Source organism: Bdellovibrio bacteriovorus (genome assembly GCF_001592745.1).
In the GTDB taxonomy this organism is placed as follows: domain Bacteria; phylum Bdellovibrionota; class Bdellovibrionia; order Bdellovibrionales; family Bdellovibrionaceae; genus Bdellovibrio; species Bdellovibrio bacteriovorus_B.
This window is the reverse complement of record NZ_LUKD01000001.1, coordinates 1,428,747-1,441,314: the sequence shown is the minus strand read 5'-3', so window position 1 is coordinate 1,441,314 and position 12,568 is coordinate 1,428,747. Positions and strand designations below refer to the sequence as shown.

Genomic DNA, 12,568 nt, shown 5'->3' with positions numbered 1-12,568 from the left:
TAATAACGACAACTTTGGAGGGGTACAGTGCCACTCGGTGGAGTCATTTTCATCGTCATCTTCATCGCTCTATTCGGAGCATTTTTAGTATGGGTCGCGTCCAAAACAGGCGGCAAACCCGTTTATAACTCTATCAAGTACGAGCCTTACGAGTGCGGTATTCCTGCTCTTGATAAGAAAGATACAAAGGTTTCAGTAAAGTATTATCTTACTGCGATCCTCTTCATCCTTTTCGATATCGAGATCATTTTCATGTATCCATGGGCAACTTCTTTCCGTGATTTCTTATCTTCAGGACAAGGTCTGTTCGTGCTTATTTCGATGATGGTCTTCATCGGAATTTTCATCTTCGGACTTTTCTGGGAAGTAAAATCAAAAGCATTGGAATGGGACTAAGCAAATGGGAATGGGTAAAGATCTTTTTGAAATTACCGTTAACGGTTTAAAACTTGTCGTCATCTTTTTGATGATGGTTCAGGCAGTTCCTATTCTTGTGTGGCTAGAGCGCCGTGGTTCCGCATTCATCCAAAATCGTTTGGGACCAAACCGCGTAGGACCTTTGGGATTGATGCAGCTTTTGGCTGACGCTGTGAAATTCTTGACGAAAGAAAACTTCGTTCCAGATACGGCAAAACCTTTGTTGTACTACGCAGCTCCGGTATTTGCATTGATTCCTGGTGCGGTGGCGTTCTCTGCAATTCCGATGTCGACACCAATTCAAGTGGGAACATTTGAAATGTTTGGCTCTACTTGGGGTCCGTACACTTTCTTAGTTCAAGGTTATGATATCGGCGTTGGTATCGTATTCATCTTGGGTGTTTCTTCTTTGGCTGCTTACACTTTGTTGATGGCGGGTTGGGGTTCAGGAAACAAGTACTCTTTGATGGGCGCTCTTCGTGCTTCGGCGCAAACGATCTCTTACGAGTTGGCTTTGGGTCTTTCTATCGTGGGCGTGATCATGCTTTACGGTACATTCAACCTTCAAGACATGACGGTGGCTCAACAAGGCCCCCTTCAATTCGTCTTCTTGGGTCACACAATCACTGCAAGCTGGCTTCCAAATTGGGGTATCTTCTATCAACCATTGGCAGCTCTTTTATTCTTCACAACCGCTTTTGCTGAATCAAATCGTCTTCCTTTCGACTTAGCGGAAGGTGAATCCGAGCTTGTAGCCGGCTTCCACACAGAGTACGGCGGATTCAAGTTCAACATGTTCTTCATTGGTGAATACGGTCACATGATGATCGCTTCCGGTTTGATGGCGCTGTTCTTCTTCGGTGGTTACGGAATTCCGTATGTATCCGTTGAGCAAGTTCAAGAGTGGGCGGCATCCGTGACGTCTTCTGCCGGTTGGGCAAGTGCTTTGATGGCGTTGATCCACTTCCTTGTTTTCAATATCAAGTTTGCATTCTTCTTGTGGGTTTTCATCTGGGTTCGTTGGACGCTTCCACGCTTCCGTTATGACCAATTGATGGATTTCGGTTGGAAGACTTTGCTTCCTTGGGCGCTAGCAAACACGATCATTACCGCGTTTGTGATCTACATCGCATCTTTGTGAGGAGAATAACGTGACAGCAGATGCATTTCTTTTTTGGTTCTTAGCGATTGTCACTCTGGTCAGCGGCCTGAGTGTCATTCTTTTATCTAACCCGATTTATTCATCGCTTTGTTTGGCGATGACGATGGTGGGTATCTCCGCGTTGTTCGTGACTTTGAATGCCTACTTTATCGCAGGCGTTCAGTTGATCGTTTACGCCGGCGCCGTGATGGTTCTTTTCGTCATGGTGATCATGCTCTTCGACTTGAAGAAAGATATACAGGCCTTTACGAAAGGTAAGTTCTCGGGAGCGGTAAAAATCGCTTCCGTGGGATTGCTTGCGGGCTTGGTTGTCGGTGCGATTGCAATGTCTGTTGGTCTTTTGAACGAGAAAACGGCCGACAATCCAGTGACAGCAGGAACGGGAATGGAAACAACAAAAGCGTTGGGCCAAATCCTTTTCTCTAAATACATCTTCGGCTTTGAAGCATTGGGCGTTCTTTTGCTAGTGATCGCAGTTGGTGCGGTGGCTCTAGCGCGCAGTAAAGGTGGAACACATGAACACTGATTTCATTAACAACATTGGCCTGACTCACTATCTAGTTTTGGCAGCACTTTTGTTCATGATGGGTATGGCCGGAGTTCTTCTTCGCCGTAACGTGATCGTTCTTTTGATGTCTGTAGAGTTGATGTTGAACTCGGTGAACTTGACGTTCATCGCTTTCAGTAAGTACCTAGGCATTCTTGACGGTCACATCATGGTTTTCTTTGTCATGACAATCGCAGCGGCAGAAGCAGCGGTAGGTTTGGCATTGGCCGTTTCAATCTTTAAACGCTTTAACGAAGTGAATATTCGCTTCTTTGAACACTTGAAAGGATAAGGGAGCAGCCGTGAATCATTCTCTTTTAATGGCCCTTTTGATCCTAGCTCCATTCGTTGGTTTCTTGATCAACGGAGTTCGTTATAAAAAACACTCAGCCAACGTGGCGGGTGTGATTGCCACATCAGCAATTGCGATTTCCTTCATCAGCGCGATCTTGTTGGTATTAGACGTTGTAGCGATGCCTGCGGAATCTCGCAAAATTGCGGTGAGCTTCTTTGAGTGGATGGCAGTTGATAAGTTTAAAGTAAATGCCGGTTTTGTTGTCGATCAAATCAGCTCCATCATGATTCTTGTGATCACGGGTGTTGGTACTTTGATCCACTTGTTCTCGATCGGTTACATGCACCACGATAAAGGTGCGGCAAAATATTTTGCTTACCTGAACCTTTTCATCTTCAACATGTTGTTACTAGTTCTTGGTGACAGCTTGCTTGTGATGTTCGTGGGTTGGGAAGGCGTTGGTCTTTGCTCTTACTTATTGATTGGCTTCTGGTTCACAGACAAAGAAAAAGCCGCAGCGGGCATGAAAGCCTTCATCACAAACCGTGTGGGTGACGCTGCTTTCTTGCTTGGAATGTTCATCCTTTTCATCACTTTCGGAACTTTGAATTTTTCTGAGTTGAATGCACTAGCTCCTACAACAGCAGAAGCTTCTTGGTTGGGTGCGGTGACTTTGGGAACTTTGTTCCTGTTCATCGGTGCGACTGGTAAGTCAGCACAGATTCCATTGTACGTTTGGCTTCCAGACGCCATGGCTGGTCCAACACCTGTATCCGCACTTATCCATGCGGCGACGATGGTTACGGCCGGTGTTTACATGATCGTGCGTTTGAATCCGCTATTCATTATGGCTCCGAACACAATGATGGTTATTGCAATCATCGGTGCGGCGACAGCCGTTTTGGCTGCTACAATCGGCATGACCCAATGGGATATCAAAAAAGTTCTAGCTTACTCTACGGTTTCTCAACTTGGTTATATGTTCTTGGCTTGCGGTGTGGGAGCTTTCGGAGCAGCGATGTTCCACTTGATGACTCACGCGTTCTTTAAAGCCTTGATGTTCTTGGGTTCGGGTTCCGTGATCCACGCGATGCACGAAGAACAAGATATACGTAAGATGGGTGGTCTAAAAAAATACATGCCTATCACTCACGTGACATTCTTCTTAGGATGGGTCGCAATCATCGGTATGCCACCATTTGCGGGTTTCTTCTCTAAGGATGAAATCTTGGCTTATACGTTCAACTCTCCACTAGGTTCTCCGATCCTGTGGGCGATGGGTGCGTTGGGTGCTACTTTGACAGCGTTCTACATGACTCGTTTGATGGCATTGACGTTCTGGGGTAAGAGCCGCGTTCCAAGCGATGTTCACCCGCATGAATCTCCAGCGCTTATGACGATTCCATTGATCGTTTTAGGTATTCTTTCTGTGATCGGTGGTTGGATCGGTATTCCTCACGTGATCGGTGAACACTTGGGTCACCTTCCAAACGTATGGGAACACTGGTTGCACCCAATGATCTCTCCGATCCCAGGTTGGACGGCTATTGATCATACGACAGAGTGGACTTTGATGGGCGTTTCTGTTGGTTTGGCTTTGATCTCTGCGATCGTAGCGTACCAATTCTACGTGAAGTCTCCAGAGACTCCGAAGAAAATCGCCGACAGCATCAAGCCTGTGTACAACCTTGTGTATAACAAATATTTCGTTGATGAAGCTTACTTCGGTTTCATCATCAATCCACTTGTTAGCATCAGCAAAAACACTTGGTACTACATCGATGTGAATTTCATCGATAAAGCGACTTACTTGGCCGGCGACCTAGCTCGCGGTATGGGCTCGTTCGTTCGCTCTATCCAAACTGGTAATATGCAACAGTACGCGATGTACATCGGTATCGGTGTTGTTGTGGCTCTTTCATTTGTGATCATGAGGTAATGTATGATCCTGAGTAGCATTGTTTTCCTACCTCTTTTGTTCGCGTTGATCGTCGCTGTTTGGCCAAAGTCGAATACTATTCGTCACTTGGCTTTAGGCCTTTCAATCGTTGAATTTATTTTGAGCTTAGCTTTGTTCAGACAGTTTGATCCGAACTCTGCAGGTCTTCAGATGGTTGAAAAGTTCATGTGGATTGAGCGCTTCGGCATTCAGTACTTCATGGGTATCGACGGTATTTCGTTGTGGTTGGTTCTTTTAACCACGTTCTTGACCCCGATCATCATCTTGGGTTCTTGGACGTCGATCACAGAAAGAGTTAAAGGCTTCCACGTAGCGATGTTTGTGTTGCAAACAGCGATGCTTGGAACTTTCTTGGCGATGGATGCGATCTTCTTCTACGTATTCTGGGAGCTTTCTCTAGTACCAATGTACTTCATGGTTGGTATCTGGGGTGGTGCTCGTCGTATTTACGCAACGGTGAAGTTCTTCATCTATACTTTCGCCGGCTCTGTGATGATGCTCGTTGCGATCATCTATATGATGTACCTAACCCAAGAAGCGACAGGCACGATGAGTGCAAGTCTTCTTGATTTCTACAAACTTAAAATTCCGTTTGTAGGTGGCACGTTCTTCAGCCTTCAAACTTTATTGTTCTTCGCATTCGCTTTGGCCTTTGCAATCAAAGTTCCGGCCTTCCCTGTTCACACTTGGTTGCCGGATGCCCACGTTGAAGCGCCAACTCCAGGCTCTGTAATTCTAGCCGGTGTGATGCTTAAGATGGGTACTTACGGCTTCATGCGCTGGGTGATTCCATTATTCCCAGAAGCTTCCGAATACTGGGCATGGTTGTTCATGTTGATCGGTACAGTCGGAATTATCTACGGCGCCCTGGTCGCGATGGTGCAGCCGGATGTGAAAAAACTTGTGGCGTATTCTTCTGTATCGCACATGGGTTACATCTTAGTCGGTCTATTTGCATTCAATGCTTACGGGATGTCCGGTGGTCTTTATCAAATGTTGAACCACGGTATTTCTACAGGTGCTCTGTTCTTGTTGATCGGTATGATCTACGAAAGAACGCACTCTCGTGAAATCAGCAAGTATGGTGGTTTGGCAGGAGTCTTACCTCTTTTCACAATCTTCTTCTTTATCATCACTTTGTCTTCGATCGCGGTTCCGCTAACAAACGGTTTCGTGGGTGAGTTCTTGATCCTTCTTGGTACTTTCCAAGCAGAACCTGTATTTGCTTACTTTGCGGTATCAGGTGTGATCTTGGGAGCTGTTTACATGCTTTGGATGTTCAAACGCGTGTTCTTCGGTGAAAAAGGGGAGTTGGTGAAAGACGAACATCACCCACTTCATGACTTAAATGCACGTGAAATCGCGGTCCTTGTTCCTCTTGTTATCATGGTGTTCTGGATGGGTCTTTTCCCGAATCATTTCTTGAACTATTCAAAGGCAAGTATTGATTATCTAGTGAACAACAGAAGTAACTATAACCTCACTATTGTAGAGCCTGGCGCAACTTCCACTCAGCACGCGCAAGGAGGTAACTAATGAATATGAATGTCGGTCTTAGTGACGTTTTGTTGATCTCTCCGATGATCGCCTTGTTCCTTGTAAGCTTGATTCCAATCACAGCTAAAGTTCTTCGCGGTAACCGCGAGCAGCCTCATGCCGTGACTTTGGCGCAAGCCCTTATCGGTATCGTGATCGCGATTGGTCTTTTGATTGTGTTTGGTGGTGGCGGTAAGACAGCGTTTAATAACGGTCTTATCTTTGACGGCGTAACACAGTGGATGGGTATCATTGCTTTGGGTGCTGCGGGTGCAGCGATGGTGATGATGTATGAAAATCCATCAACGACAGGAAAACAGTTCTCTGAATTGATCTTCCTTGCGATGAGCTCGGCGGTTGGTATGTTGATCCTGGTCTCCGCCGTGGATCTTTTGATGGTCTTCATCGGTCTAGAGATGATGTCTTTGGCATTGTACCTGATGATTGCGATGAGCCACGAAGAGAAGCTTTCTAAAGAAGCGGCTTTGAAATACTTCATCTTGGGTTCATTTGCTTCGGCATTGTTCCTTTATGGTGTGGCATTTATCTTCGGTTCAACGGGTGGAACAAATATCCTGGCATTCATGGATAGCGCGGCAGAGCTAGTACAAACAAGCCGTCTTTTCTTGTTTGGTATCACTTTCGTTATCTTGGGCTTCTGCTTTAAGGTTTCGATTGCTCCATTCCATGCGTGGACTCCGGATGTGTATCAAGGGGCTCCAACTCCGCACACGGCGTTCATGGCGACAGCGGTTAAGACAGTTTCTTTCGCCGCTTTCTTGCGCGTGATTGCAACGAAGTCTTTGATCGGTTCAGATCACTTGTTTGATATCTTGCAATGGTTGGCCGTGATCACAATGATCTTGGGTAACACAGCGGCGATCATCCAAAACAACTTCAAGCGTATGATTGCTTACTCTTCAGTAGCTCACTCAGGCTACTTGTTGATTGGTATCATTACAGCGGGCGTTAGCGATAACGGTGCGTTTGGTGCTTCAGGGGTTATCTTCTATCTTCTAAGCTATGCCTTGATGACTTTGGGTGCGTTTGCGATTGCAAGCATGCTTGAAAAATCAGAGAACCACATTGTAAACGTGGATGATCTTGCAGGCTTTGCGAAACAAAGACCGATGTTAGCTCTTTGCTTAACTGTGTTCTTGTTGTCACTAGCCGGTATTCCACCGACTCTTGGCTTCTTCGGTAAATTCTATCTGTTCAACGCAGCTATCGGTGAGGGTCTTTTGTGGTTGGCGATCTGGGGTATGATTAGCTCCGTGATCGGTGTTTACTACTACCTGCGCCCCGTTGTAGTTATGTACATGAAAGAAGGTAACGCAGAAGTTGCAAGTCATTCATTGAATGCAACAACAGTGACGACTGTGATCATGGCTCTTGCGATTGTGATCATGGGCTTCGTCTCTGGTCCGATCTTCTCGGCTGTAGAAAAAAGCTTGTTCTAAGCTGACTGCATTTCGATAAAAAACATACTAAGCCCTGGCAACTACCAGGGCTTTTTTATTTGTAAATCGCTAGTCTTTCATCGGGACTTCGGAGAATAGCTACTCCCGTGCAGTAAGACCTAATATCCTTATTGAGCATGAATCAGAAGTTTCACGAACTCATTGCTCAGGCCTCGAAGGTCGTTCTGGATAAGAATGTTGAAATTCGTTTGGCTATCACCTGTCTTCTTGCTGGCGGCCATTTGCTTATCGAAGATTTGCCGGGAGTCGGTAAAACCACTCTTGTTCAAGTGCTGGGTAAACTCACCGGATTAAAAACTCGTCGCGTGCAATTCACGATTGATCTTTTACCAGCGGACGTAATTGGCGGACAGATTTATCATCCTCAAGAACATAAGTTCGTATTTCATCAAGGTCCTTTGTTTTCGCAAATGGTGATGGCGGATGAATTAAATCGCGCTAGTCCACGCACCCAAAGTGCTTTGCTGCAGGCGATGGAGGAAGGCGAAGTTTCTGTTGAGGGAGTGACTTGGCCGTTACCTCATCCATTCTATGTCATTGCAACTCAGAATCCGCATCAGCAGACCGGCACATTTCCTCTTCCAGAAAGTCAGCTAGATCGTTTTCTAATGAGTTTAGAACTACATCCGGCTTCTAAAGAAACCGAAGTGCGCATTTTAAAAGGTGATGATCCTCGACATTTGCTGCAAAAAATTCAGCCGCTATTTAGTGAAACTGAAATTGCAGAAGCTTTGATCGAAGTTACAAAAGTGCAGGTGTCCGCTAATGTCGCTCAGTACATCGCGGATCTTTTAGAGCGATCTCGTCGCCCCGGATTTGAAGGGGCACCACTTTCAACTCGCGCAGGAATGGCTTTAGCGAAAGCCGCGAAGGCGTGGGCCTTCATGGATGGAAGAAACTATTTACGACCTGAAGATGTTCAACAAGTTTTGATTCCTGTATTAGGACATCGTCTTGGAGGCAATCATGGCATCAAACGCGGCCGTGAGTGGGCAGGGGCTTTACAAAAAAGCACGCCAGTTCCTGTCTAAAAAGAAAACGCGAACCTATATACTGCCGACGGGATTTGGCATCGCCTTTGGGTTGATGTCGCTAGTTCTATTTTTTATGGCGGTTGGATATTCGAACAATTTGATCTACATCTTCTTCTTTTTCTTAATCTCTGTGGCTTTCACAGGAACTTTTATTACCAATAAAAATGTCGATGGTGTTGATGCGATTGATGTTCACATCGACGAAGCTTTTTGTGATGAGACATCGGCATTAAGCGTAACCTTGAAAAATAATGCAAAGTCGCCGTGTTTTCAGGTCGAAAGCTATTTCGAAAAGTATCCTGAAACTTCTTCGCGCACGGATCTTGAGCCACAGGAAGAGGACGTGGTTCTTGTGCCTTTTGTTTTTAAAAAACGCGGGCGGCAGCTTCTTCCCAGAATAGCAGTTCAAAGTACATTTCCATTTTCTTTATTGAGAGCATGGAGAGTTTTTAAAACCCCTCGAGAAATAACGATTTATCCAGCAAGAAAAGGCGAAGAGGCTTTTCCACAAAACTCTTATGCTGAAACGGACAGTGAAAATACAGGCTTATTCAGAGAGCATCGTACTTACCAAAGCACGGATTCTTTAAGACGAATAGATTGGAAAGCGACAGCACGCAGACAGGAACTGCTCGTAAAGAACTTTGAAGAGTCCGAGAAGCCTTCGCTGCATTTTTCTTGGAAACAAACGGCTCATTTAAGCGGTGAAGAAGAAAGAATTTCTCAACTGTGTTTGTGGATTGATGAAGCACATAAGCTAGGCCATTCTTTTTCTCTGGAAGTCGGAAAGCACTATATCGCTAAAGATCAAAGCTCTGCTCATCGTAAGATGTGCCTAGAGGTTCTTGCTCATCTTAGCAGGGAAGACCTTTTATGACGAAAAGGTTCTACTCTCAGAAGGCACTCGCAGTCTCTTTTATTATCGCCATGGCGATGGTTGCGCTTGAGGTTTCCGCATGGATAGCTGTGTTCAGCTTCATCATGCTCTTTTGGAAGTGGGGCGTAGAAAATCTTCAGTGGAAACCTTTATCTAGAAAGGCCACGGGAATCTTGAGTGTCCTTCTGTTGATTCAAGTGCTTGTTCAATTTCGCACATTGATTGGCCAGGAACCAGCGTACACATTTTTGTTAGCTCTTTCTTCATTAAGAATCATGGACTATCAGAACGAACGCGATCATAAATTTGTGATCCTTCTGGGCTTTCTTTTGATTTCAGTGAAAGCGCTTTTTAGTTTAGATATATATTGGATAATTCCTTCCGTTTTGGCCTTTGTCGGACTTTGGTATTCACTCTTGCCTGAATCGCTGCCGGCTCGCGCGAAAGTATTACTAAAGATATTCATTCTTTCAGTGCCGATGGCCGTGATTTTATTCTTCGCCTTTCCACGCTTTGTTTTGCCGTGGGCGATGTCGCGCGGTTCTGCTCAGTTCGGAGAGATTGGTTTTACCGATGAAATAAATCCCGGAATGGTAGCGGAACTTGCAACGAACACGGCAACAGCATTTCGAGCCAAGATTGAAAATCTGCCGATAAATAAGTCAGTAGATCTCTATTGGCGTGGGTCGGCTTTGACTCAATCGCGGGGATTGAGCTGGCGTCCGCGACGCTTGGGGTTCAGGGCTCCTTCCACAGAAGACTATAAATCTTTGCCGACTTATGAGGTCGCAATTGAGCCCACATCTCAGCTCTATCTTTTTGTTTTAGATGGAACAAAGCATGTCGACTTGGACGTGAACCAAGTTCTAGCGCTTCCTCAGAACATCTATCGTTCTATTCGACCGTTAAATAAATCTTCGATGTATCGGGGATACTATGAGCCTGACTATAAGGACAGTACGACTCCGCAGGATGAAGATCTTCAGGTTCCCCCCGTGCAAGGACGTGTTCGCGCATGGGTCGACGGTGTCTTAAGCAGAAATCTTTCTATTCCCGAAAAGGTCGAAGAGCTGCAAAAACTTTTTGTAGATAACGGTTTCGTTTACACGCTATCCCCCGGGGTTTATGGTCCCAACGATCTAGAAACTTTTCTTTTTGAAAGAAAACGAGGATTCTGTGAGCACTTTGCGGGAGCTTACGCGACTCTCGCAAGATCTTTAGGAATTCCAGCGCGAGTGATCGTGGGATATCAGGGCGGCCGCTTTAATCCTTTGGGAAATTTTTGGAAAGTTTCGCAAAAAGACGCTCATGCGTGGGTTGAAATCTTTAGTGAAGGACAATGGCAGCGAATCGATCCAACTTTATGGGTTGCGCCTCTTCGTTTGGTGATTGGCGCCGAAGAATTTTTTGGACTTTCGGAAGAAGATCAGCGGGCCTTTGCGCGCGCCGTGGATTGGCGTCCGCCGGTGAAAGAAGATCTTCTGCTATGGGATGAAGTCAGTTTTTGGGTGGAAGATATCAACTATCGATGGACTTACTTCCTTATCGATTTTGATAAAACGTCTCAGCAAAGTTTCTGGAGTGCTTTGTTGAATTACAGAATTCAATCCACTTTCTTACTTGCCGTTGTCATTGCAGCACTTGTTTTAATTTTCCGCAGTCTTTTCAAACAGAAAAGAAACCTCAATGAGGCGCAAGTTCTATTACAAACCGTGGAAAAGTGGGCCGAAAAAAAGAATATCCAGCGCGAAAATTCAGAGCCTCCTCTGGAATTTCTAAAAAAGCTACAGGCACAGTTTCCTTATTTGAAAACGATTCTTCAAGAAATCGAAACATTTTATGACGAACAAACTTACGCCGGTAAAACAGCTTCGTCGGGCAAAGAGCTTTTAACAAACTGGAAGAAAGAAATTCGCAGTCACTAAACGTCGTAATGGCGAAGTACGTTGATCGCGGATTTAAATCCGATACGAACAATGCGCGCTAAAATCTCAGGATTTAAACTGAAGTGATCGACGAAAAACATTTCGTAGTTATTCGGGCGTGGGGCAATATAGATGTAATCTACTTCCGGGCGATAGTTCACACGATTGCGAATGATTTCAAGCAGTTTGTCGCGATGTTCAGCCGGCAAGTTCATCTGTTTGAAGTAACCATCGACGGCATTATAGATACCGCGAATGTCATTCTTATATTGAATATGACGCATGATTTTTTGCTGAACGACTTGGTAAAGAGCCTGATTCGCGATCAGTGGAATTCCATAGTCATGCAGCGAACCCATCTCTTCTGTGTAGTGATAAGGCTGAATCGAGAAAGAAGAGATCACTAGATCTGCGCCGTAATCTGCCGCGACGTGGGTCGACAGAGTGTCGCGGATTTCACCGTCATAGTAATACATCTCTTTTCCATCCGGACGCTTAATTCCGTAAGGAGCAAAAACCGGCGGTAAAGCCGTCGAACAAGCCACTGCATCACTGATCGTGGCGTAGTTAATGTATTTCGTGTTCTCGGTTTTATAAGATTCCGGGAAATTACCAAAGATGGCTTTTCGCGTATGATTTAACTGGGTTCCGATAATGAAAAGACCTACACCCAAACGGGCGAAGTCGTTATCCAACAAAACCTCTTTGCGCAAATAACCTTCGATCCCTTTGGTTGAAAAAAGACCATTTAACTTAAGACCGTTCTTCAAAAGCGATTCAAGGCCACCAGTAACTAATGCCTTTTCCATCAAAGTTCGCGGAATAAACTTCAACAGACCACTGGAGTTCAAATTGAAAATATCACGGTAACTGATCGGTTTTAAATATCGCAGATCAGACTTATCAAAAGAAGGGTGGCTGCCCGAACCGATTTGAAAAGCGTTGATCAACGATTCAATCGGGTAGCCGGCGGCAAGAATTGAAGCTACGAAAGCGCCGGCGCTAGAGCCAACGTAAAGACGGATGGTAAATGGATCGTCTTCGCCGAAGTTCTGACGCACCATCTCTTTGGTGCCTCCGGCAAAGCGAAAGCCTTTTTCTTGTAAAGCTAAGCAAACCCCAATGTGAAAGGCCGCCGCTTTAATGCCGCCTCCACTTAATACTAGGGCCACTTTTTTCTTATCTCTAATCCGCATAGTGTTATCTTTAAGTATGAGAGTTCTTGGACTTTCGGGCAAAGGATTCTTTGGAACTTAAGAAAATCCATGACTTAGGGTTGCTTAGTCAGACGAAGGTCTAGTTGGATAGGCTAAAAAAAGTGTGGATAGCCAGAT

11 protein-coding genes are annotated in these 12,568 nt (G+C 45.3%); 10 read left to right on the top strand and 1 reads right to left on the bottom strand.

All coding sequences use genetic code 11. The annotated features are described in order from the left end of the window. Window positions 1-27: 27 nt before the first annotated feature. From AZI87_RS06930 to AZI87_RS06885, 10 genes are all read left to right on the top strand, one after another. Complete coding sequence (locus AZI87_RS06930; protein ID WP_063205729.1) at window positions 28-396, top strand: NADH-quinone oxidoreductase subunit A; 369 nt, start codon at window positions 28-30, stop codon at window positions 394-396. Window positions 397-406: 10 nt separating this feature from the next. Continuing rightward, on the top strand, window positions 407-1,558 hold the full coding sequence (locus AZI87_RS06925) for a complex I subunit 1/NuoH family protein (protein ID WP_253696533.1): 1,152 nt from the start codon (window positions 407-409) through the stop codon (window positions 1,556-1,558). Between the two features lie 10 nt (window positions 1,559-1,568). Then, the gene (locus tag AZI87_RS06920) at window positions 1,569-2,105 is read left to right on the top strand and encodes an NADH-quinone oxidoreductase subunit J (RefSeq protein WP_063205725.1); all 537 of its coding nucleotides are present in this window, start codon (window positions 1,569-1,571) and stop codon (window positions 2,103-2,105) included. Then, window positions 2,095-2,418 (top strand): NADH-quinone oxidoreductase subunit NuoK, encoded by a 324-nt coding sequence (gene nuoK / locus AZI87_RS06915; RefSeq protein WP_041875668.1) that lies wholly within the window; start codon window positions 2,095-2,097, stop codon window positions 2,416-2,418. The genes AZI87_RS06920 and nuoK overlap by 11 nt, the downstream gene beginning before the upstream one ends. A gap of 28 nt (window positions 2,419-2,446) precedes the next feature. Continuing rightward, window positions 2,447-4,360 carry an NADH-quinone oxidoreductase subunit L gene (nuoL, locus tag AZI87_RS06910; RefSeq protein ID WP_063206604.1) on the top strand — a complete coding sequence of 638 codons (1,914 nt, stop codon included), beginning with the start codon at window positions 2,447-2,449 and terminating at the stop codon, window positions 4,358-4,360. Between the two features lie 3 nt (window positions 4,361-4,363). Further along, window positions 4,364-5,917, top strand: a complete 1,554-nt coding sequence (locus AZI87_RS06905; protein WP_063205722.1) for a complex I subunit 4 family protein — start codon at window positions 4,364-4,366, stop codon at window positions 5,915-5,917. After that, entirely contained in the window at window positions 5,917-7,377 is a 1,461-nt protein-coding gene (locus tag AZI87_RS06900) for an NADH-quinone oxidoreductase subunit N (protein WP_063205720.1), read from the top strand. The genes AZI87_RS06905 and AZI87_RS06900 overlap by 1 nt, the downstream gene beginning before the upstream one ends. A gap of 137 nt (window positions 7,378-7,514) precedes the next feature. Further along, window positions 7,515-8,429 carry an AAA family ATPase gene (locus AZI87_RS06895; RefSeq protein WP_063205718.1) on the top strand — a complete coding sequence of 305 codons (915 nt, stop codon included), beginning with the start codon at window positions 7,515-7,517 and terminating at the stop codon, window positions 8,427-8,429. Then, on the top strand, window positions 8,365-9,309 hold the full coding sequence (locus AZI87_RS06890) for a DUF58 domain-containing protein (RefSeq protein ID WP_063205716.1): 945 nt from the start codon (window positions 8,365-8,367) through the stop codon (window positions 9,307-9,309). The genes AZI87_RS06895 and AZI87_RS06890 overlap by 65 nt, the downstream gene beginning before the upstream one ends. After that, the gene (locus tag AZI87_RS06885) at window positions 9,306-11,234 is read left to right on the top strand and encodes a transglutaminaseTgpA domain-containing protein (protein ID WP_063205714.1); all 1,929 of its coding nucleotides are present in this window, start codon (window positions 9,306-9,308) and stop codon (window positions 11,232-11,234) included. The genes AZI87_RS06890 and AZI87_RS06885 overlap by 4 nt, the downstream gene beginning before the upstream one ends. Here the strand turns inward: AZI87_RS06885 and AZI87_RS06880 are convergent. Further along, window positions 11,231-12,430, bottom strand: coding sequence for a patatin-like phospholipase family protein (locus AZI87_RS06880; protein ID WP_063205712.1), 1,200 nt, complete (start codon window positions 12,428-12,430; stop codon window positions 11,231-11,233). The genes AZI87_RS06885 and AZI87_RS06880 overlap by 4 nt on opposite strands. Between the last annotated feature and the right edge of the window lie 138 nt (window positions 12,431-12,568).